Annotated in this window: 20 protein-coding genes; 10 read left to right on the top strand and 10 right to left on the bottom strand. The window is 52.6% G+C overall.

Annotated elements, in window-relative coordinates; genetic code table 11:
• Nucleotides 1-403: 403 nt before the first annotated feature.
• Together FJ147_17330 and FJ147_17325 are read right to left on the bottom strand one after the other, a co-directional pair.
• Complete coding sequence (locus FJ147_17330) at nucleotides 404-1,261, bottom strand: xanthine dehydrogenase family protein subunit M (protein MBM4257641.1); 858 nt, start codon at nucleotides 1,259-1,261, stop codon at nucleotides 404-406.
• A gap of 142 nt (nucleotides 1,262-1,403) precedes the next feature.
• Nucleotides 1,404-3,791: a CoA transferase gene (locus FJ147_17325; GenBank protein ID MBM4257640.1), complete on the bottom strand. Its 2,388-nt coding sequence runs from the start codon at nucleotides 3,789-3,791 to the stop codon at nucleotides 1,404-1,406.
• A 137-nt stretch (nucleotides 3,792-3,928) separates the two neighbouring features.
• Here FJ147_17325 and FJ147_17320 point away from each other — a divergent pair, with 137 nt between their 5' ends.
• The 3 genes from FJ147_17320 to FJ147_17310 are packed head-to-tail and all read left to right on the top strand — an operon-like array spanning nucleotide 3,929 to nucleotide 7,730.
• Nucleotides 3,929-4,837: an Rpn family recombination-promoting nuclease/putative transposase gene (locus tag FJ147_17320; GenBank protein ID MBM4257639.1), complete on the top strand. Its 909-nt coding sequence runs from the start codon at nucleotides 3,929-3,931 to the stop codon at nucleotides 4,835-4,837.
• 31 nt (nucleotides 4,838-4,868) lie between these two features.
• On the top strand, nucleotides 4,869-6,071 hold the full coding sequence (locus tag FJ147_17315) for a cytochrome P450 (GenBank protein ID MBM4257638.1): 1,203 nt from the start codon (nucleotides 4,869-4,871) through the stop codon (nucleotides 6,069-6,071).
• Nucleotides 6,072-6,101: 30 nt separating this feature from the next.
• Nucleotides 6,102-7,730 (top strand): peptidase S8, encoded by a 1,629-nt coding sequence (locus FJ147_17310; protein ID MBM4257637.1) that lies wholly within the window; start codon nucleotides 6,102-6,104, stop codon nucleotides 7,728-7,730.
• 57 nt (nucleotides 7,731-7,787) lie between these two features.
• Here FJ147_17310 and FJ147_17305 read toward each other — a convergent pair whose 3' ends face one another.
• From FJ147_17305 to FJ147_17285, 5 genes are all read right to left on the bottom strand, one after another.
• Nucleotides 7,788-9,203 carry a sigma-54-dependent Fis family transcriptional regulator gene (locus FJ147_17305; GenBank protein MBM4257636.1) on the bottom strand — a complete coding sequence of 472 codons (1,416 nt, stop codon included), beginning with the start codon at nucleotides 9,201-9,203 and terminating at the stop codon, nucleotides 7,788-7,790.
• Complete coding sequence (locus FJ147_17300) at nucleotides 9,184-10,716, bottom strand: HAMP domain-containing protein (protein ID MBM4257635.1); 1,533 nt, start codon at nucleotides 10,714-10,716, stop codon at nucleotides 9,184-9,186. The genes FJ147_17305 and FJ147_17300 overlap by 20 nt, the downstream gene beginning before the upstream one ends.
• 171 nt (nucleotides 10,717-10,887) lie before the next feature.
• A complete protein-coding gene (otsB, locus tag FJ147_17295; protein MBM4257634.1) occupies nucleotides 10,888-11,673 on the bottom strand; it encodes a trehalose-phosphatase in 786 nt (261 codons plus the stop codon).
• A gap of 2 nt (nucleotides 11,674-11,675) precedes the next feature.
• Complete coding sequence (locus FJ147_17290) at nucleotides 11,676-13,202, bottom strand: trehalose-6-phosphate synthase (protein MBM4257633.1); 1,527 nt, start codon at nucleotides 13,200-13,202, stop codon at nucleotides 11,676-11,678.
• A gap of 105 nt (nucleotides 13,203-13,307) precedes the next feature.
• Nucleotides 13,308-13,589: a hypothetical protein gene (locus FJ147_17285; protein MBM4257632.1), complete on the bottom strand. Its 282-nt coding sequence runs from the start codon at nucleotides 13,587-13,589 to the stop codon at nucleotides 13,308-13,310.
• Between the two features lie 471 nt (nucleotides 13,590-14,060).
• Between FJ147_17285 and FJ147_17280 the strand changes: the two genes are divergently transcribed.
• The 7 genes from FJ147_17280 (at nucleotide 14,061) to pyk (ending at nucleotide 19,627) form a co-directional block, all read left to right on the top strand.
• Nucleotides 14,061-14,498: a hypothetical protein gene (locus tag FJ147_17280; protein ID MBM4257631.1), complete on the top strand. Its 438-nt coding sequence runs from the start codon at nucleotides 14,061-14,063 to the stop codon at nucleotides 14,496-14,498.
• Nucleotides 14,499-14,722: 224 nt separating this feature from the next.
• Entirely contained in the window at nucleotides 14,723-15,427 is a 705-nt protein-coding gene (locus tag FJ147_17275; protein MBM4257630.1) for an ABC transporter permease, read from the top strand.
• Between the two features lie 7 nt (nucleotides 15,428-15,434).
• Nucleotides 15,435-16,181: an ABC transporter ATP-binding protein gene (locus FJ147_17270; protein MBM4257629.1), complete on the top strand. Its 747-nt coding sequence runs from the start codon at nucleotides 15,435-15,437 to the stop codon at nucleotides 16,179-16,181.
• Nucleotides 16,147-16,665: an outer membrane lipid asymmetry maintenance protein MlaD gene (gene mlaD, locus FJ147_17265; protein MBM4257628.1), complete on the top strand. Its 519-nt coding sequence runs from the start codon at nucleotides 16,147-16,149 to the stop codon at nucleotides 16,663-16,665. The genes FJ147_17270 and mlaD overlap by 35 nt, the downstream gene beginning before the upstream one ends.
• Nucleotides 16,666-16,737: 72 nt before the next feature.
• Complete coding sequence (locus FJ147_17260; GenBank protein MBM4257627.1) at nucleotides 16,738-17,502, top strand: VacJ family lipoprotein; 765 nt, start codon at nucleotides 16,738-16,740, stop codon at nucleotides 17,500-17,502.
• The gene (locus FJ147_17255; GenBank protein MBM4257626.1) at nucleotides 17,462-18,190 is read left to right on the top strand and encodes an ABC transporter substrate-binding protein; all 729 of its coding nucleotides are present in this window, start codon (nucleotides 17,462-17,464) and stop codon (nucleotides 18,188-18,190) included. Before FJ147_17260 ends, FJ147_17255 begins: the two co-directional genes overlap by 41 nt.
• 39 nt (nucleotides 18,191-18,229) lie before the next feature.
• The gene (gene pyk, locus FJ147_17250; GenBank protein MBM4257625.1) at nucleotides 18,230-19,627 is read left to right on the top strand and encodes a pyruvate kinase; all 1,398 of its coding nucleotides are present in this window, start codon (nucleotides 18,230-18,232) and stop codon (nucleotides 19,625-19,627) included.
• On the opposite strand, the gene FJ147_17245 is transcribed toward pyk, so the two are convergent.
• The 3 genes from FJ147_17245 to FJ147_17235 are packed head-to-tail and all read right to left on the bottom strand — an operon-like array spanning nucleotide 19,611 to nucleotide 22,140.
• Complete coding sequence (locus tag FJ147_17245) at nucleotides 19,611-21,287, bottom strand: hybrid sensor histidine kinase/response regulator (GenBank protein MBM4257624.1); 1,677 nt, start codon at nucleotides 21,285-21,287, stop codon at nucleotides 19,611-19,613. The genes pyk and FJ147_17245 overlap by 17 nt on opposite strands.
• 36 nt (nucleotides 21,288-21,323) lie before the next feature.
• On the bottom strand, nucleotides 21,324-21,785 hold the full coding sequence (locus FJ147_17240) for a response regulator (GenBank protein ID MBM4257623.1): 462 nt from the start codon (nucleotides 21,783-21,785) through the stop codon (nucleotides 21,324-21,326).
• Nucleotides 21,786-21,819: 34 nt separating this feature from the next.
• A complete protein-coding gene (locus FJ147_17235) occupies nucleotides 21,820-22,140 on the bottom strand; it encodes a hypothetical protein (GenBank protein MBM4257622.1) in 321 nt (106 codons plus the stop codon).
• Nucleotides 22,141-22,212: the final 72 nt, after the last annotated feature.

Raw genomic sequence — 22,212 nt, 5'->3', positions numbered from 1 at the left:
GCGCTTGGAGGTGGTGCGCCGTTCGGCAGACGCCAAAGGCTTTACCGTGTTGCCCCGCCGCTGGGTGGTGGAGCGGTCCTTCGGTTGGCTGGGGCGCTAGCGGCGCTTGTGTCGGGACTTCGAACATACCACCGTTTCCAGTGACGCTATGGTGTACTTGGCCAGTATCCGGCGCACGCTGCGGATGGTGACGACGGAAAATACGAATTAAAAAACACTTTCTAACAGTCTACGAACCTCAACCTCACGTTCAACGTCTTGGCCATTGATACGGCAGTGGATGGTTTGGCGATCAGTGAATTTATCGTTGGTCATAGCGTTTTTCTCCGCAGGCAGTCAGCAGTCAGCAGTCAGCAGTCAGGAAAGATAGAAAACTGAATGCTGATAACTGACAACTGAGTACTTATTTTCCCCACGCTTCCTTCAGCGCTCGCACCGTCAACACCCGCACCATCTGTCGACGATAATCCGCTGAGCCATGCACGTCAGATGGTGGGTCGACCACCGCAGCGACGATCTCAGCGGCTTGCCGTAGCGCATGATCTTCGCCTCGACTGCCTTTCAATGTCTTCTCAACATCAATATACAATGCCGTATCGTGCGCACCGCCTACTGCCAGTGCAGCAGCAGTACACACTCGACTGGCATCAAGAGTCAGCTGACACGCCACTGCGGCAATGGCAAAATCGCCTGGTCGACGACACAACTCTTGAAAACCCCAAGCAGTGGAACCCGGCGGCACCGGAAAGCGAATTTCACCTAACAATTCATTTGGCTGGATAGTAGTCGTGAGCGGCGCGAGGAAAAAGTCGCGAGCTTTCACCGTTCGCGAACCACTTTGGGAACGTAGGAGAAACTCAGCATTCAACGTCACCGCGACTAACGGCCACTCTGCCGCCGGATCAGCATGCACGAGACTACCACCAATCGTCCCGCGATTGCGAATCGCCAAATGCCCAACTTCGCCCGCAGCACGAGCGACTAACGGTAGGCTCTTCTGCATCTCCGGAGAGGCTTCCAACTGTCGGTGACGCGTTAGAGCACCAACCCGGAGGATGCCATTCTCCCGTCGGATGAAAGCCAAATCAGTCAAACGATTCACATCGAGGAGTGCGCTCACTTCCGCCATGCGCAGATTGAGTAGTGGTACCAAACTCTGCCCACCGGCAAGAATCTTCACACCTTCATCGCCTGACGCGAGCAGGGCAAGCGCCTCATCAACCGACTGCGGACACGCATAAGTAAATTTTGCGGGTTTCATGAGCGCTCAGCTATCAGCTTTCTGCCGCAAGTGCAAATAGACGGTTATTCGATTGAGTCATCGGGTGATCGGGCCATCGGATCATTGAAAAAGTGTTTTCTCGATGACCCGATGGCGCGATGATTCAATGACTCGATCCTCACTACCGCACCACCCGTTGCTCACGCAACGTGGCAATATCACTGTTCGTATACCCGTACTCACCCAAGATTTCATTCGTGTGTTGAGCAAACAACGGTGCCGGGCGACGAAGAGCAGTCAGTGGCTCGGAGAATTTCCATGGTGGACTTAAGGTCAACATACGTCCACATACAGGATGTTCCATGGTTTGTACTGCTCCGATCGCTGCGGTTTGTTCGCTGTGCATGACGCTATCGAGCGTTTGCAGCACGGTAATCGTGCCACCAATCTCATCTTGAATCAGGTGACGAAACTCTTCGACACTCCACTTCTTGAGATCGTCTCGCAGTGCAGCTTCAAGATCACGATTGATCACTAAGAGGTTTCCCACCGCAAAACGCGGATCAGCAGCAAGATCCATACGATTGAGAGCGATGAAGAAACGATCCCAGGCTTCGCCATCGCCACGCAACGAAAACAGCACGGCGCCATCACGCAGTTGAAATCCTGAGTCTGGCGCTTCAGTGTACCCTAGCAGTTGTCGGCCTGCCCATTCGTCAGGTTCGTTTTCTGCGGCAAGCTGCCACTGGCTGACGGCAATCATGGCCCCCAGCATCGACACATCAATCTGCTGTCCTTCACCGTGACGCGCACGATAGAACAACGCGGCAAGAATCCCCTGAAAGGCAGCAAAAGCAGTCTCAGTGGTTGCCAAGTCAAACCCTGTCCGCAGCGGGGGCTCACCGGCTGTGCCTAAATTACGATTAACCCCAACAAAGGATTGAATGGCCGATTCGGAACCAGGCTGATCGGCTAGTGCTCCTTTGCGGCCAAAAGCAGAGATAGAACAATAGATGAGACGAGGGTTCAGCTTCGCAACAGTTTCATAACCAAAGCCCAACCGCTCCATCACGCCTGGACGATACCCTTCGATAATGACATCCGCACCAGCAATGAGACGACGGAAGATGTCTTTTCCAGTCGACGTCTTGAGATCCAGCGACAGACTGCGTTTGTTGCGATTCACATGGACAAACAGCGAACTTTCCGACTTCACAAACGGTCCGATCTGACGAAGCCAATCCCCATCCGGTGGCTCGACTTTAATCACCTCAGCTCCGAGATCGCCAAGTTGCATGCTACACATCGCCCCTGCTACGCCTTGAGAGACGTCGATCACTTTCAGTCCAGATAACGCCAGAGTCCCATTCGTTGCTGAGGTTCCGGTTTTCGTGTTGCCATGGGTGGCCGACAATTCACGAGTGACTTGCTCGACAATCTCTTGATGATGTTGGTCGAGCGCAGGTGCCGGTCGTGCGATCACTGCCGGTGTCTTACTAAACTGCCAGTGCGGGGTTGCTGAATGCATCGGCCCCCATTGCGTATCGAGCACTGTCATCATCGCATTCGCTTGCACGTGCGAGTGCTGCTGCAGAATGTTGCTGACCAGATCATCACTGAAATACTGCCCGCACGGTACATCATGTTTACGCAAGTGCCACAGCCAATAGCCTGTAGGCTTGACACGAAAGAGCGATATAAGCTCTTTGATCAACGCCTGTCGATTGGCAATCCGATCAGCATTAGTAGCAAAGCGATGATCAGCCTGAAGATCGGAACGTTGCAGCGCAGTACAGAGCTTCGGCCAAAACCCCTCGTGCGGGATACTGACATTAATATACCCATCGGCAGTGGCAAACGCTTGGTCCGGTACCAAGTTTGGTCGTGCACTACCCATCGGTATTGGCGCCTGGCCTGTAGCAAAGTATTCGGCGAAGCGTGTCGTCCCCGCAACGAGTGAAGACTGGAACTGTGAGGTCTCGATCATCATGCCGCGCCCGCTTTGCTCGCGCGCATACAAGGCAATCAACATCGCTTCGAGGTTGATCATTGCGCCGTTCCAATCAAACTGTGCGATTCCTCGCACGAATTCAAACGGACCACCTTCCGCACCAGTCACTGAAGTCGCACCGCTACTCGCCTGTCCATACCATTCGTTACTGGTCATGCCTTGCATTGGACCGGCATTGCCGTACGCACCAGAGCTGACGTAGATGACACGTGGATTCAGGGCAGACATCGCCGCATAGCCAAGTCCGAGCTTTTCCATGACATCTTTCGAGCGGAAGTTTTCCAACACGATGTCGGTCCACTGAATCAAGCGTCGCGCCATCTCTTTATCGTCCGGCTTTTTCAAATCGAGCATGATGCCGCGCTTGTTGAGATTGTTGCCCATGAAGGTCGCGCCCATACCTTTCTTGAAGGTGGCAACGTTACGAACCGGATCTCCTTCCGGCGGTTCGATTTTAATGACATCCGCGCCGAGAAAACCTAAATACTGCGCCGACACCGGGCCAACTGCCGCACGGCCAAAATCCAATACGCGAATTCCGGTGAGTGGTCCTGACATGATGTTCCCCTCCTCATGACCTGCTTTCCTCTCTACAACGATCCAGAGATTAGGGAAAGAGTTATTCCCCCTGGAACAACCACAGCCACACGGTGCCCTCTTGCCGTGCGCTGCTCTACAACGGACAATGAAACAGGATGAAAACCGACTCCGTCTTTTACCACATGTTCCAAGCGTTTCCGCAATTGTTGTTCGATTTGATTGCGCAACCTTCCGATAACGCCCCACTCTATCGTTTTGAGTCGGTCGAACTCAAACAAACCGCCTTTCGACTCGATGGGGTATTCTTGCCACCCAAGGAGCAGCCCGATTGGCCAGTGTTTTTTGTTGAAGTACAGTTTCAGCTCGACCCAGACTTTTACTCTCGTCTGTTTGCCGAGGTGTTCCTGTATCTCCGGCAACAACACCCGAAACATCCCTGGCATGCGGTGGTCCTCTTTCCTACACAGAGTGCCGACCCCGGAGAGCATCAACACTATCAAGTTCTCCTCACTGGCGGTCAGGTTACTCGGGTCTACCTCGACAAGTGGGCGCAGCCGCGCGAGACTCTCATGCAACGCCTCATGGGGGTTCTCTTGGCGACTCCGCAACAAGCCATTAATGAGGCTCAGACCGTGCTGGGGCAACTGCGAAGGACAGAAGCAATTGACACGACCTTAACGGCGGCTATCGTTAATCTCATTGAAACCATTCTCGTGTATAAAATCCCAGCTCTCAGCCGAGAAAGGATCCAAGCCATGCTTGAACTCACAGATGTCGATTTGAAGAAGACACGCTTCTACCAAGAAGTATTCGCAGAAGGAGAAAAAACTGGCCGTCAAGAAGGTCGTCAAGAAGGCCGTCAAGAAGGCCGTCAAGAAGGTCGTCAAGAAGAGGGAACTACCCTTATTCTGCGCTTACTGCAGCGCCGATGTGGCGAACTATCCTCTGCACTAGAAGAAAAGGTCAGGCGCTTGAGTCTACCTCAGCTCGAAACTTTGGCTGAGGCGTTATTAGAGTTTCGTGGGCTAGCAGACCTAGAGCAGTGGTTGGCAAGCCACGAGTGAATGTATCCTCCCACTTTTTTAAGGTGCCGGTATGAGCACAACACTATCGTTTACCCCAGACGACTTGGTCGCACGGCAACACTTTGCGAATCCGTATCCGGTGTATCACACACTGCGTGCGCAGTCTCCGATCCGGTACGTCAGCATTCCGGCCAATCCAGATTCGGGCATCGACAGACCAATCATGGCATGGGGGTTACTGAAGTACCACGACGTGTATACAGCCTTACGTGATCACGACACGTTTTCCTCCGAGAGCCCTGTAGCTGGCCAGTTTGGCCCACCGTTAGTGCTCATTCAGGACGATCCACCACGACACACACGCTTTCGCCGCATCGTCAACAAAGCCTTCACCTTAAAACGAGTTGAAACGCTCGAACCCGCGATCACCAAGATCACCAACGAACTCCTTGATCGTATCGGCAGTGGTGAAGCCGATATAGTTGACACCTTTACTGTCCCCTTGCCGATGCGCGTCATCGCACGACTAATGGGAATTCCTGAAGAGGATTACGCGACGTTTAAACGGTGGTCTGACGCCTTCCTCTCGACTGTCGGTACCGATCGCAACGAGCGCATGAAGAATATGCAGGATATGGTCGCGTACTTCGGACAAATGGCCATCGCACGACGTAGCCAGGGTGCAGATGATTTGATTACTGCGCTGGTTGAAGCCGAGATCGAAGGGGAATCTCTCCAAGACTGGGAGATTCTCGGCTTCTGCATTCTCCTTTTGATCGCCGGTAATGAAACCACAACCAATCTGCTTGGCAACCTGTTCAATCTGCTCACCGACCGCCCTGAGTTGTGGCAGCAACTGCGCAACGATCGGTCGTTAGTCGAACCAGTCATCGAAGAGACGTTACGCTATGAAAGCCCAGTGCAACGTCTTTTTCGTACAGCCACACGTGATCTCGAGTTTTCCGGGACAAAAATTCGCAAAGGGGATCGGGTCACGATTTTCTTTGGGGCAGCGAATCGTGATGCAGATGGGTTCTCAAACCCTGATGACTTCCGCCTTGATCGCACCCTCAAAAACCATGTCGCCTTTGGCATGGGCATTCATTACTGTCTTGGCGCACCACTCGCGCGTGCCGAAGCCCGCATTGCACTCAATGCGTTTCTTGACCGTTTTCCGTGCCTCACCCGTGGTGTGGCTCCAGCAATTCGCCAAACAGCGACCCCCATCGTCTTTGGCTTCTCGCAACTCCCTTTGGTACTAACTAGTCGATAAGCTAAGATAGATAGGCTTCATGGAGGACCTATGCCTCGACAGTTGCCCTTCCTCGTAGTAGTACTTTGTCTTCTCTTTTCTCCGCTTCGGGCGTTGGGAGAAGACGCGGTGACAGACGGCCCCTTCCGTCTTTCTTCTAACGTTAGCGTCTCGCGCGGACGTGTGTCGATCAACGCCCTGCATGTACCACTTGCTCCCCTCCTCCAAGAGGTCGCCCAGAAGGCGAAGTTTGCCGTCACTATCAGCCCAGTGTTCTCAACAACTCGCGTAACGGTCATCTTATCAAACACCGACGTTGAAGCTGCGGTACAGGAAATCCTTCGTCGTGCAGGTATCACCAATGCCGCATGGGCGTACCGCAAGAAACCCCAAGCATCGGGAAAACAGGACGAATGGGAATTAGCACACCTAACCATTGTTGCTCAGGGGCATGGTTCTTCACTCACTGCACTGAAACAGTCACCCACCGATAGAGCAAAACAAGAACAACAAAAGAACCTTGAACCTGGAAAGAAATTATTGCGTGAGCAATTCCATGATCCGAAGTCACAGCAAAGGATCGACGTCGCCGCCCATGAGGTAATGGTTCGCTTTGATCCAAAGATGTCACCTGATGAAATACAGAGAAAAATCGACCGCCTACATGCCGAAGTCATCAGTTCGATTCCGCAATTTGGCTTTTACCATCTCTCTATCTCTGAGAGTGACACAGTATCGAGTTTTATCGACAAGCACCGTAAAGACCCACGTCTCCAGGTCCTTGAGCCAAACCCGATCATATCTGCCGATCCAGTCAGCACCCCGCTAAATGATCCGCTGTTTCGCTCCCAATGGTCACTGGAACGGATAGGTGCATCGCAAGCGTGGGAGCAACTTCCCAACGGTGCAGGAACAGTTGTTGCGGTCGTCGATAGTGGCGTTGACGGCCGTCACCCAGAGTTACAGCGCCATATTCTTCCTGGACGTAACATCATCGAGCAGAATGACGACACGCAAGACCAGCACGGACATGGCACTGCCATTGCCGGCATTATTGCAGCGAGCACGAACAATGCCGTCGGCATGTCGGGGATTTGTCCTACCTGCCAGATTCTGCCGGTGAGGGTGCTGAACGACTCTGGCGAAGGCACCTACTCTCACGTCATTGCTGGCATCCTCTGGGCGGCAGACAATAGAGCCCAGATCGTCAATCTCAGTTTGGGAAGCTACGGGTTTTCGCGTTTTCTTGCGGACGCCATTGAGTACGCACAACACAAGGGCGCAGTTATTGTTGCTGCTGGTGGCAATGAAGCCACGCAAGCACCGTTGTATCCAGGGGCACTCCCAAATGTGATTTCAGTTGCCGCCACAGATATTGATGATAACCTTTGGGTCGGATCAAACTATGGCGAAGCTATCGATATTGTGGCTCCCGGCGTGCGTATCCTGAGCCTCGACACTCACAACAATTATCTCTTTGCTACCGGTTCGTCATTCTCGGCGGCGCAAGTTTCTGGTGTTGCCGCGCTGGTACGGACCAAACACCCATCCCTCAAGAATACGCAGGTTGCGCAGATTTTATTTCAGACAGCCGACGACTTGGGCGGAAAAGGCAAAGATCAGTTTTATGGCTTTGGTCGGATCAATGCCGCACGGGCATTGCGAGCAGAGCTGCGCTAGTTTCTAACGCAGAGGTACGTCGTAGCACCTCTGCTCACTGATTCTTAGAGTAAGCGCTCACATGCGATCGGCCAGCGTACTCGGCGCCTCTACAACATCAACCGCACCTTTGTTGTACTCTTCGAGTTTACGGTACAGCGTCTTGCGATCGATACCGAGAATATCTGCTGCCTCTTTCTTTTTTCCTTCGGTGAATTCGAGTGCGAGGTGAATGTATTCCCGCTCGAGGTCGGCCAACGAACGACGGCGCAGGAGTGCGTGCTCTAAACCGGAAACTTGCGGTTTCGTCGCAGTGAGATGCGGGGGAAGATCAGCTGGCGTGATCTCTTCACTACGACACAACACCAGTGCACGCTCAATCGTATTCTCCAATTCACGGACATTGCCGGGCCACGGATAATTCAACAAGATGCAGAGCGCATCAGCCGACAAGCGCCGCACTTGTGAGGCTTGGGCTGAGCGAGTGATAAAATGCTGAAGCAGCAAGGGCAAGTCTTCCGGTCGCTCTCGCAGTGAGGGGATATGAATGTCCACCACACTCAGTCGATAGAAGAGGTCCTGCCGGAATTCGCCACGATCGACCGAGCCACGCATATCACGGTTAGTCGCAGCGATAATGCGTACGTCGACTTTCTCGGCTTTCGTCGCCCCCAGAGGGCGCACTTCTTTGTCTTCAATGACTCGCAGGAGCTTGGCTTGTAAGAGCAGCGGCAGTTCTCCGACTTCGTCAAGAAATAGCGTACCGCCGTCGGCTTCGATAAACAGCCCCTTTTTATCTTTGCGCGCATCGGTAAACGCACCGCGGACGTAACCAAACAGTTCGCTCTCAAGAAGTTGTTCCGGAATCGCCGCACAGTTCACTGGGACAAAAGGCGCTTGCTTCCGTGCACTTTGGTAGTGTAGCGTTCGCGCGAGCAAGTCTTTTCCAGTTCCACTCTCTCCAGTCAACAAAATGTTAACTGGACTTTCTTTAACGCGTTCGACCAACTCGAAGACCTGTTGCATCGCCGCACTTTTGCCAATGATTTGATCGAAGTGATAATGCGATTCGACCTCTTTCTGGAGACGCTCGACCTCAGTCCGCAGATGTTTTTCTTCCAGGGCTTTTTGCACAATGAACAACAAATCGGCACTCTTAAATGGCTTGGTCAGATAATAGAACGCGCCACCACGCATAGCCTCGACTGCACTCTCGATCGTGCCAAATGCCGTAATCATGACAACTGCAACGTTGGGGTCACGTAGCTTCGCCGCTCGTAACACTTCCATCCCTTTCATGCCGTCCATCACCATATCGGTGACTAGCAGGTCTGCACTTTCCTTCTCTAAAGCTGCAAGGACATCGGTCCCACGCTGATACGCTTCAGCCGTGTAGCCTTCGTCAACGAGAAGATCAACGAGAAACGCCCCCATCTCCCGCTCATCGTCAAGTACCAAAATACGCGCACGGCCTTTACGATCTGCCGTTAGCATGGAGTCCCTCCTCTGCTCGAATCACCGTCACGGACCGCTCGTCTCCTCTACCGACCTCCCGCTGAACCGGGAGTGAGATAATAAATCGCGCCCCTCGTCCGGCTTCACTTTCAACACGAATTTCACCTTGATGGTTGAGAACAATTTCACGGCTAATAGCTAATCCCAGACCAGTTCCGCTTGACCCTTTGGTCGTAAAGAACGGCTCAAACACGCGCGGCAGATCATCGGGATGAATTCCCGGCCCAGTATCGGAAACAAACACGTCGATCATAGGCCCTTCACCAGTAACATCAGACTCTACAAGCTGGGTTTTCAGCGTTACTGAGCCAACTGTACCAACGGCGTGAAGTGCATTAACCGTTAGATTGAGCAGCACTTGTTCGAGTTGATCTGGATCGGCTTGGATTCCCGGCAGTGACTCTTCTAAATCAAGAACGACTTCAGCGCCTGTCGGTTGTTCTTGTTCGCCGACCACATCGCGGACTCTTCGCACCACGTCGTTGACAGACACCATACGCAAGAGAGGCTCTGGTCGCCGGGCTAAGGTGAGCAGTTCTCGCAGAAATCCGCTGATCCGCTCGATTTGCGAAATGATGACGCGAATGAACGTCCGATCTTTCTCAACGAGCCCTTCTTGTCGTAAGAGTTGTTCCGCCCGCCCTTGAATAACATTGAGAGGCGTTCCGATCTCATGCGCGAGACGAGACGCGAGTTGCCCTAACGCCGTCAGTTTGCCAGAGTGGCGCAGTGTCCGTTCGAGACGTAATTTCTCTTCGCTCTCAATCAAGAGGCGACGTTGAGCTGACTCCAGCCGTACACACATGCGATCAAACGCTTGTGCGAGTCGGCCAATTTCATCGCGTCGCGTTGCATCGAGCCGCTGATCAAACCGCCCTTGTCCGATGAGTTCGATCTGTTGAGCAAATCGGTTGAGTGGCTGTGTCACTCCGCGACGGATCATCGCGGGCACAATAAGCATTAACACTCCCATCAGCCCCAATGTCGTCAATAGCGTCTGATACGCGCGAACGCGAAACTCATTGGTAAAGAGTGGTAAATCTTCGATCACCAGGAACGCAGCAACACCATCACCATTTGAATTGGCAATCGGCCCAACACGATAGTACCGTTGCGCCTTCCCTTCATTGAACAATCCTTCTACGGGGGTACGTGAGTCAATCACACCTCGAACATCAACGTCCGGAAGTTTCCGATCTTGTAACGAAGGGGAAAGCGACGTGATATCGCCATTACGGTTATAAAAGGCGACCCCTAACACGTTTTCGAAGCCACTGATCCCGATAGTGAGTCGGTCGAAGTAACGCTCAGGCGCATCCCCTCCGGCTGTATCGAGCGCAAGTTGCAATGTGCGACTCAATGTGGAAACTTCACTTCGTAAGTCCGTCAAGAGGTTTTCACGCGTTCGTTCGACGCTGAGGTATATATCAAGCCCCATGATGAGGAGAACGCCGACGAGCAGGTAGCAGGTAAGTTTGTTGCCGAGGCTCATAGACTCCGGGGCAAGATGCCACAAGTTACCACCCTCCGCCTCATCTCGCCCCCATTTCCCTGTTTCTAGCCTGAACCTCGCGAGAGGAAAAGAGACGGGCACGAATTTTCTTAGATGATTTTCCACGATATTTTTATTTATCCAAAAGAAATGCCAAAGTTCACCGTCTTCTTAGGCAACGAGCGTGGATAAGAACCGGAGCACCTCTTGCGTATCGTGTAGATAATACTGCGCCGCTGATGTACGCGGAGGGTCGGAAACAACAATCGTCAGGCCTCGTTCACTCAGAGCAGTGAAGGCCTCCTCGTCGGTAATGTCGTCCCCAATATAAATAGGCAGTGTGTTGGCGTGCTCTCCGGCAAGAAGAAATTGTACGGCTTTCCCTTTATTGCTTCCTACTGGACGTACCTCGATGACTTTTTTGCCGTGAATCACTTCCAATGTGATTCCTTTGCGCTGATACTCCCGTACTGCAGCAAGAAAAGCATCAATCGCCCAGGTATCTTGAGGCTGAGCTAGGCGATAATGCAGAGCGAGAGCATAGCGCTTGTCTTCGAGAAAGAGTCCAGGCGCATCGACCAACGTCGGGGCAATATCCTGACGTAAACGCGCGATAGCCAGGGAAACAACTCCACCAGGCACTAACAGTCGTGTTTCACCATTAGCGGTTCCGACCTCACATCCATGTGTCCCAACATAAACGAGTTTAGGAAGCGGGAGTAACCCACGGAGATCAGCCAGTGAACGCCCACTGACGATCGCTACCGTCATATTCGGACGGTTCACCAGCGCGGTGAGCAGTTTCAACAGCGCATCGGTGGGGCGAGAATCCTCTGGTCGGGTAGCAATAGGGGCGAGCGTGCCGTCATAATCAAGGCAAAGAAAAATACGAGAAAACGTCCGACACAACCGCTCCGGCCACGGGCTTTTCCATAACGAGACAGGGAGCGCGGCCATCGTTACGCCTCTGAGGCTACCGCTGAAATGAGAAGTGGTGCTGTAGGTACAGAGTAGCGAGAGGACTGTTTCCGTGGCAACGCTGCAAGAGCACTCAGTATTTTGCCTGCCCACCGATAGATATTGTTACTTTTCACCGTATCCCGTAGACGGTGCATGCGTGCCTCACGTTCGGAGATATCCATATCCAATGCGGCAGCGAGGGTATCAGCAAAGGTTTCCGTGTCGTACGGATTAATCAGCAATGCCTGATCCAACTCGCGCGCCGCTCCAGTAAATCGACTTAATACCAATACTCCGTCTTCGTCGTTCTTCGCAGCAACATACTCTTTCGCGACTAAGTTCATGCCATCATGCAATGAACTGACCACACACACCTCAGCTAACCGATACCAGGCAAGCACTTGAGCAAGCGACAAATGTTGTCGCAAGAGAACGACAGGCACCCAATCAGGACTACCGTACTTGCGATTGAGTTCAGAGACAAAGCGTACAATCTCTTCATTCAGCGCCTTATAACGCGGAATCGCGGTACGACTCTCAGGTCCAGCTTGGACAAAAACAACTTTCCGTTGCAGATGCGGATATTTCGCGAGGAGTCGCTCAAAGGCACGCAGTCGCTCAGCGATTCCCTTCGTATAGTCGAGCCTATCGAGACCAAGGCAAACGCGTCGGCCACGAATCTCCCGGAGCGTTTGCAGACGACGAAACTCAGCCCGCACTTCCTCGCTCTCAGTTTTCGCCGACAGTCCAGTAAAATCTGTGCTGATCGGAAACGGACGGACGAGTGTCTCAATGCCGTCATGATGAAAAACCGAGGAGCGCTCTCGATCGACTCGAACCTCAAGTTCACGTTCTACGGTCGCAAGAAAATTGTCACAATGATAGCGAATATGAAACCCGAGAAGGTCGTTTGCCAGCAGTCCCCACAACACCTCATGTTTCCATGGACAGATGCGAAAGGCTTCTGGATTTGGCCAAGGGATATGCCAAAACTGTGCTACAAGCACGTCAGGGCGCGCTTCTTTTAAGAGCAGCGGCAGCAACGCAAAGTGGTAATCCTGAATCCAGACAAGGGCGGGCGTGTCTTGTATTTCAGCCAGAATAGCCGCGGCAAATTTTTTGTTCACCTCGACGTACGTCTGCCAATCGTTCAAATCGAAGCGAGGACGGGTAAACACCACGTGGCAGAGAGGCCACAACCCTTCGTTGGCAAACCCGTAATAATACCCCTGCTCCTCTTGCTTCGAGAGCCATACCCGCTTCAGCGTATAACGAGGAGCCTCTGGTGGTACCGCAACACAGTCACGGTCATCAACCACTAAGCGATCAGCGGAACCACTGCCATGCGCAACCCACAAACCACCACACGCTTGCAGGACTGGATCAATGGCACTGACCATACCGGAGGCTGGCCGCTCACACACGACCACGTTCCTCCCATACTCGTGTAAATAGGGTTCACGATTAGAAACAACAACGAGACGACGGCCCTGGAGCTTCTCCCGAACCGTTTTCTGTAACAGCATTGCTGTCCATGCGCCGTCTCTCTGAAAAGCTTTGACGGTCATTCTTATTCTCCTCCACGCACCAAGCCGAACTCCCTCTGTCGGTGCGGGATAGCTGTCCGGAGGTCACAGAGCAGAGAGCAACCCCTTTGCGCCCACAATGATGTTCTGAGGCTTTCCTAATGATTGCCTATCTCGTGGCATTGTCCACTCTACTCTGCTGGCGGCATTCATTGCCTGCTTGAAACCGTCGTCATAAGCGGCGTGGAACTGCCGATCAGGGTCGTAGTAAGAGCCTTTGGAGAGGTGGCCGATCGGTGTCCCTTTCCATCGCATCTGCTCTGCCATTTGCGACCCGTCGTTATATCCTCTCCTATGCGCTTCCTGGGGATTTTGTGCCTGTACCATATTTCCTCCTCACTCAAGCTCGCTGTGGATAAAAAATAGGCATGAGTATCGATACCTCGACAACCATGTGAGAATACTTCGGAAAATCTCCATGCATCTATGATCTGGTAGAGAAATCAGTGATAGTGGAGTCAGAACAGGGAGTTGAGTTGTCTTTTTTATTCCCGCAATGGCTGTGCCACACCTTCGGTCTTCGGCTAAATTCGCCTTCCGGTTATAGAAAACCGCAAGAAGATTCTTCCTCTCTATATTTCGATAGAGGAAAAGACGGGGCAAAAAGGGACAGTTCCGACACGTATGAGGCAACTCTCCCCAGAAAGTGGGAAGTTCAGGTAAACAGACGTGCATTATTGATGGCCTATTTTTTGCTCCCGTATGGGACCAACGGGAAAATAAGTGCCCCGGAGCTGCAATGCTGCTCCCATACGCCAGTAAATTTTCTTCTTCCCCGGAAATTAAGGAATCGCAGCAATGGAACAAACAAACACCGCAAGATCTCTCCCGTTTCCTGAACAGGAAGTGTTTGGCATCCCTTCCGCCGACCACCATCGATCGCAACCACTCCTGTTTCTGCCTGAACAGTTCTTTACTGCCAGCGAGCAGTCCTCCTCTTTATGGACTGGCGAGCGTAGGTTGATGTTCGCAGTATTACAAGACGCAGTCGCGTGTTGGTTTCGCTATCGACATGCGCGCACTGACTACGGTCGCGAAGTGTTTCGTGAAATTCGCGATTGGTTCTGGGACCCAGATCCAGAATGGCTGTTTGGCTTCGAGAGTATCTGTAGTCATCTTGATCTCAACGCTGAGTACTTCCGTCGCAAACTAATACGTTGGGATACGTTGAGCCCAGATTATAGAGAGCCCGAGTGCTGGGATTCACCGTACAAACTCACACGCCGGCGGAGTTAATTCTTCTCATCCCACAGGGCTGCTCTCTTGAGCAGGAGAAGTGCCTGTGGTAGGTCATTCGCGCGACTCAATCAATGTGGAACGATGGAGAAGCCTCAATGTAAGGCTTCTCCGATCGTGAAGGAACATTGCGCTGTGGCGCATGGGGTGAGGGTGCGCGAGTGTTGACGCTAGCACGTTTCAGTGCGCGATTAATCACACGGTTTCTCTACGAGACTGGCAGGATGGGAATCTTTCTTGCGTCAGTCTTGTGGCAATTGTGCGTTCCGCCATTACAGTTGGCGCAACTTATACGGCGTATTGATTTCATCGGCGCCCGTTCGCTGCTCCTGATCATTTTCACTGGAGCATTTACGGGTATGGTCGTGGCCTTTCAAGGCTATACTGCTCTCCGTCGTTTTGGCGGTGAAGCCTTTCTTGGTCCGGGCGTAGGCCTCAGTTTGATTCGCGAGCTAGGACCAGTCTTATCTGCTTTGATGATTACTGGTCGCGCGGGATCGGCCCTTACTGCCGAACTTGGCATTATGCGTATTTCTGAACAAATTGACGCACTCGAGGTGATGGCACTGAATCCGATCAAATATCTTGTCACCCCGATCCTCTTAGCTGCGCTGATTACCTTTCCTCTTCTCAACGCGGTCTTCGTTGTCGTCGGCATCTATGGTGGGTACCTCGTTGGAGTGCAGCTACTCGGCGTCAGTGCAGGTTCCTATTTCACGCAAATGGCCAGCGTCGTGACACTCGACGATATTTGGGGAGGTCTGTACAAATCGCTTTCCTTCGGTGTCATCGTTGCGTGGGTATGCTGCTTTAAGGGCTTTTACGCTGCTCGTGGCGCTGAAGGCGTTAGCCATGCGACTACGCAAGCCGTCGTGATGTGTTCAGTCCTCATCCTCGTGTGGGATTATTTCCTCACATCAGTTCTGTAGCGCTGTTATGATTCGTATCGTCAACCTGCATAAAGCCTTTGGTCCGCAGCGAGTCCTGGCAGGAGTCAACCTAGAGATTCCTACCGGTGCGCTCTACGCCGTCATCGGTCGTAGCGGTGCTGGAAAAAGTTGTCTCCTCAAATTACTCATCGGCCTCATGCACCCTGATGAGGGTGAAGTGTGGGTCGACGATACGGAGCTGACCCACCTCCGCGGGCGGGCGCTTAACCAGGTACGCACGCGCTTCGGTATGCTCTTTCAAGGAGGAGCACTCTTTGATTCACTTTCTGTGTACGACAATGTCGCATTCCCCTTACGGGAAAAAACTCGTTTGCGAGAAACCGACATCAGCCGAAAAGTACGTGAACGACTCGCTCAGGTGGGTCTGGCAGGAATCGAAGAGAAGTTTCCGGCTGAACTCTCCGGTGGAATGCGCAAACGCGTGGCAATGGCCCGTGCACTGGTCTCAGAGCCTGAGATTTTGCTTTTTGACGAACCCACGACAGGACTCGATCCGATTCGGGTGAATGCCATCCATCAACTGATTCACGACCTCCATAGCATGCTGCATTTCACTGCTGTCATTGTCAGTCACGAAATTCCAGAGATCTTTTCCTTAGCAACACAGGTCGCTATGTTGCACGAAGGGGCCATTGTGGCGACAGGCACGCCAGCAGCAATTCAAGCATCTCCTGATCCGATAGTACAACAATTCATTCATGGTCGTACCGAAGGTCCGATTGAAGTCAACTAACGTAACACCTATGAAGACATTCGATTCAGAACTCCTCGTTGGCGTACTTTTACTCTGCGGCATCGCCGTCCTCGGATATATTTCGTTCCACCTTGGTCAGGTGAGTTTCGGTGCGGCTGAAGGGTATACGATACAAGCCGAATTCACCAACGCTGGAGGGTTACAAGACGGTGCCGCAGTGGAGCTGGCAGGCGTACAGATCGGCCGGGTTACGAAAGTCCAACTTAATGAAGATTATCATGCGCATGTCAGAATCCATCTGCAATCGACAGTCGTACTAAAGGAAGACGCCAAGGCCGCAATCAAATCGGCTGGGCTTATCGGTGAGCGTTATATTGACATTCTCCCCGGAACCGCGGCAAACCAGATTGCACCAGACGGGTATATACGCCACACTGAGTCCCCAGTTGACATACAGGAAGTTATTCAAAAGTTCATCTTCGGCGACGTCGAAGCCAAGCCTTCGTCTAACGACATCCAATAGTAAAGCGAATCGTGAGAGTAAAGAGAGTCGACGATGGGCCGATAACAAAAAAGAGGGAGGAGTCTTACAGTGATGGCACGAATACTACTCGCGGCGCTCCTAAGTGTTAGTACCTTCAGTGGAGCCGTGATCCCCAATGAGACATATGCACAAGCGAAAATGACAACCGAGGATGCCGCCTCTGCACGTCCGAAACTTGGTGCTGAAGAACCACCCACGCCCCCGACTCCAGATCCCTTGGAGTGGTTTAACCAGCCGGTGTTCGAGTTTAACTTGAAACTCGACGAATATGCCTTGCGGCCAGTGGCCACAGCGTATGACACAGTCATGCCGGATGCTGCTCAACGTGGCGTGCAACGCTTCTTCAAAAATCTGGGAATCGTGGAGCGCTTTGCCAACAACCTTTTCCAAGGCAAAGTCCCACAAGCAGGGCAAGAAGTCGGGCGATTTGTTATCAATACCACCATTGGTGGTGTTGGATTTCTTGATGTTGCGGACGAGTGGTTAGGGTGGAAAGAACATCCTGAAGATTTCGGCCAGACGCTGGCAGTGTATGGTGTCGGTTCAGGCCCCTACGTGATGTTGCCGTTTTTTGGTCCGTCCACAGTGCGAGACGCCGTCGGCCTGGTTGCTGATGGTGCCATGAACCCGATGGCGTATTTCCTATCAACCGTGGAACTCATTGCCGTGCGTGGCGGTTTGGCTATTGGCAGTGCTGTCAACTATCGGTCGATGAATCTCGAACTGTTCGAAGATGTGAATCGCTATACCGTTGACTTGTACGGAGCAGTTCAGGATGGATATTTACAGAGGCGCGAAAAACAAATTGCCGAGTAACGCAGGAGTGAAGCTCCGTCAGAAGCAAGGAGGAGGGAACATGAGAAGTCGCCGTACTATCTTCTTCTTTGGCATTGTCAGTGCGGTTTTCGCCACACTGACGACGAAGGTCTGGGCAGTCGCTGACTCACCAACCGAAACGGTCCGCACGACGATTCAGCAGGCGCGGGCGGTTCTCGAAGACCCGAGTTATCAAGGACAGGAACACAAACGACAACGTCTGGAAAAAGTCAGAGAAGTAGTATTGCCGCAGTTTGATTCACAAGAAGTGGCAAAGCGCACGTTGAGTACCTATTGGAAGAGTCTATCCGAGCAACAACGTCAAGAGTTTATCCAACTGTTTATTTCTCTGGTCGAAAGGACATATGCCCACAATCTGGATCGCTACAGTAAAAATGTTCAGTTTTTCTACGACCAGGAACGGGTAGAGGAGAATTTTTCTGAAGTCGATACGCGCGTGCTGGATCCGGCGCAGAATCGTACGTTCTCGATCGGCTACCGCTTACGGAATGTCAATGGCAAGTGGCTCGTCTATGATGTGGTCATCGAAAACGTAAGTATGGTGCAAAACTACCGGAACCAATTTAATCGGATTCTCGCCAAGTCGTCGTACGAAGACCTCATCAAGGCACTGCAGAACAAAATCTACGAGTTGGAAAACTCGCCCACACCAGATAAGAAGAGTTGATTCTTCGTAAAGGCTGAACGATTTTTTTGGAGCGATGCCGTGCCTAAAAGCAAGATCGTTTGCACGATTGGTCCGGCTTCGCAATCTGAAGAGCAGCTCCGCCAACTCATTCAGGCAGGCGCGAATGTCGTCCGCCTGAACTTTTCGCATGGGACACAAGAGGAACACGCCCACATCATTGCCCGGGTCCGCCGTATTGCCGGGCAACTTGATGTTCCTGTCGCCATATTGCAGGATCTTGCCGGTCCAAAAGTGCGGATCGGCACCTTCACAAACGGGAGTATTACACTCACGGCTGGGTCGTCATTTACTTTAACCACCCGGCTTGTTGCTGGCACAGAACACCTCGTATCGATTTCCTACGCGCAACTCCCACAAGAAGTGAGGTCAGGCGATACCTTGCTTCTGGCTGACGGCGCGGTCATCCTTGAAGTACGGCAGGTCACGACCGAAGACATTCATTGCCACGTTGTCGTTGGTGGGACCCTCAGTGCCCATAAAGGAGTCAATTGTCCCTCAGGCCTCTTCAAATTGCCGATTTTGAATGCAAAGGATTTGGCCGATCTCCAGTTCGGTATTGACCAGCAACTTGATTATATCGGCTTATCGTTTGTCCGGACAGCAGAAGACATCGACATCGCAAAGTCGGCGATCGCCCAACGAGGCGGTAGCATTCCTCTCATCGCCAAAATCGAGACCCAAGCCGCACTCAGCCATATAGACGATATCATTGCGGCAGCCGACGGAGTCATGGTTGCCCGCGGCGACTTAGGCATTGAAACGCCATTTGCACGGGTTCCGCTCGTACAAAAGCAACTCATCGCCAAAGCCAATCAACAAGCAAAACCAGTGATCACCGCGACACAGATGTTGTGGTCGATGGTCAATGCCCCTCGACCGACACGCGCTGAGGCCGCAGATGTGGCGAATGCTGTCCTCGACGGTACCGATGCGTTGATGTTGTCGGAAGAAACCGCAGTCGGGCGCTATGCGGTTCAAGCCGTACAGGCAATGGCCGCTATTGCACGCGAAGCCGAACACTCAGCATCACCGCTGCTCACCAGCCAGGACCATGAGCAAGAAGGTGTCCCTGCAGAAGCAGAACTCATGGCTCGGGCGGCATGTCAAATAGCCGCGGCGCGCAAGTTGGAAGCTATCGTCACTGTGACGTTAGAAGGCACCAGTGCCAGATTAGTCGCCAAATACCGCCCATCCCAACCAATTTTCGCAGCAACACCACGGGTCGAGACATACCGGCGACTCTCCCTCATTCGTGGGGTCACTCCCCTCCTTCTCCCCCCAGATATAACTACACGTGAGGAAATGATAGCGACAGCGAAAGAGCGCACACGCGATGTCAATAGTCTAGCTCGAACCGTGATCGTCTTCTCAAGCGTATCAGCTGAGCACAATATGTTATTTACCGACCAGGTCTGATGGTGGATGATACGGAAGCGAATCGCTCTGTCAACGAGGGAGCAGGCAACTGCAGTGGAATTGTGATAGAGAACGTAGATCCCTGACCAACGACACTTTGGACGGTAACGGTTCCGTGGAGCAAGTCCAGTAACCGTTGCACGATGTAGAGTCCAAGCCCGACACCACCATACTGTCGGGTATCCGAACTGTCTCCCTGGCGGAACATGTCGAAGATCACCGGCATCGTCTCCGGTGCAATGCCGACACCTGTATCGTGTACGCTGATCTTGATCGCATCATCACAATGAGCAGCCTGAAGCGTCACCGTCCCCGTCGGTGTAAACTTGATCGCATTCCCCAGGAGATTCTTAATAATCACTTTGAGTTTGACTCGATCCGTATAGAGAATCGGTAACTGTGGCTCGACACGCCAGCGAAAGGCAAGCCCTTCCTTGCGCCCCTCTCGCTCGGTCTCCTGTTGGAGTTCTTCGATCAGCTCCTCGACATCAACGGCACCAGGTTCTACCACCATGCGACCTGCCTCCATGCGGCTCACGTCGAGGGTAGCCGTGATGAGATTCAACAGCTCTCGTGCACTATGTCCCACACTGTACAAAGACTTCCGCTGATCCTCGGTCAAGGGTCCAAGATCTCCTTCGATTAGGAGATCCGTGTAGCCCATGATGATATTGAGTGGGGTACGGAGCTCATGCGACATGGTGGCAAGAAAATCGTTTTTGAGACTATTAGCATGCGCCAACTCCTCGACAAGGTTCGCGTTGGCCAGCGCTAACGACGCAATCTGGGAAACCCCTTGAGCAATACGGTAACGCAAAGGCCCTAGCGGGTCCCGCGTGGTGTACCCACAGAGATGGAGACCCAAAAGCTCCTGCCCACGTCGTAACTGGAGACCGAGAATACTCCCTGGGGCAAAAGGGGAAAGCCAGGTGTCAGACATCTGCAGCTGTCCCATCAATGTCCGGAGTTCCACGACATGGTCACCAGTGAGCCCTGCAATCAGTGGCTCAATAGTCTCTTGGCGTACACGTAAAAGTCTCAGGATCTCTTCTTGCTCTGGGGTATATCCCCAACTGGCAGCCAGTGAGTATTCTGCCTTCTGTGGCTGCCACAAAAATGTACAGCAGTAGTGTCCCTGCAAAACCTCAGCCGTGAGATTGCAGAGTCGTTCAAGCATACGCGGAGTATCAAGAACAGCAATGAGGTCCTGGCTAATGCGCGCTAACGCGGCAGTTAACTCGGCTTCTTCACGTTCAGCTTTTTCGGCGCGCCGCTTTTCATCGCGTAACTGTCTGGCACGGAGTGCTTGCGTAACAGCAGGTCCCAAGCGACTCAGACGATCTTTCAGCAAATAGTCTGCTGCCCCTTGCTTCATACAGTCGACTGCTACTTCTTCGCTGATACTGCCAGAAACGATGATAAATGGGACATCAAGGGCTCGCGTACGAACGACATCCAACGCTCGAAGCGCATCGAACTGCGGGAGAGAATAGTCCGCTAAAATCAGATCGAAGTTATGCTCTTGTAAGCGCGCGAGATACTCAGCCTCGGTCTGCACCCAATCCCACTCTAGTGTATACCCCTCACGACGGAGTTCACGCAGCATCAAGGCCGCGTCATCTTCGTGATCTTCGAGGATCAACACATGCAGTGAAGACACTAGGCGTTCCTTACAGCAACCAACGGTGTTGGCAGATTAGTGTCCCGACTGCTGGTTGAGTCCGAGCCAGTACGAGCCAAGTTGCTTGACGGCTTCTATGAATTGCTCGAAGTCCACCGGCTTGACGATATAACTGTTCACGCCGAGCTGATAGCTCTCGACGAGGTCACGCTCTTCGCGTGATGATGTGAGCATCACGACAGGAATCGTCCGAATGTCTTCTTCTTTCTTGATGCGATCAAGCACTTCAAGTCCATCCATCTTGGGTAGCTTGAGATCCAAGAGGATGACTTTGGGCCGGTTTTGCCGATTGCGGCCCGCATATTCACCAGTACAAAAAAGGAAGTCGATCGCTTGCGCACCATCGATGACGTGCTGGATCGTAATCGCCTGGGCGCTGGTACTGGTCTTCACTTTCTTCAACGCACGCAGCGCGAGATCTGCATCGTCGGGATTATCTTCGACCAATAGAACTGAGATTTCTCCTTGGACCGCCATGATAGATGCCTCCTCAAACGCGGAAAAATTTTCACTACTGCCGCATATTCTCTAGCGTGCCGTTCTCGTTGAACTTGCTATGAGAAGCGGCACCATTCGTCATATTGCCGTTGACAACTACCTCGTTCTGGCCGGCGGCAGATTGCGATGTGTCGTTCTGGGTAGCCATATCCTTTTGCTCTGCAGCGTGAGCATCCTCAACAGTAAAGTAGAATGATGCGCCTTTTTCGATCTCAGCGTTTGCCCACAATCGTCCATTGTGTCGCGTGATGACGCGCTGGACGATCGCCAGCCCTACCCTGGCCTGATGAACGAAGAGGAAACACGAGAGGCAGGAAGGAGGAAAGAGCGACACCCGATTTGTTCCGCGGGAGCAAGCAAAGAAGGTCTTGTGAGCGAGCAGCGATGGAGCTAAGAGCGACATAGG

This window comes from Deltaproteobacteria bacterium, assembly GCA_016874775.1.
Lineage (GTDB): Bacteria > Desulfobacterota > Binatia > Bin18 > Bin18 > VGTJ01.
Note: the sequence above shows the minus strand (reverse complement) of the source record. Positions and strands in the feature narration are given on the sequence as shown.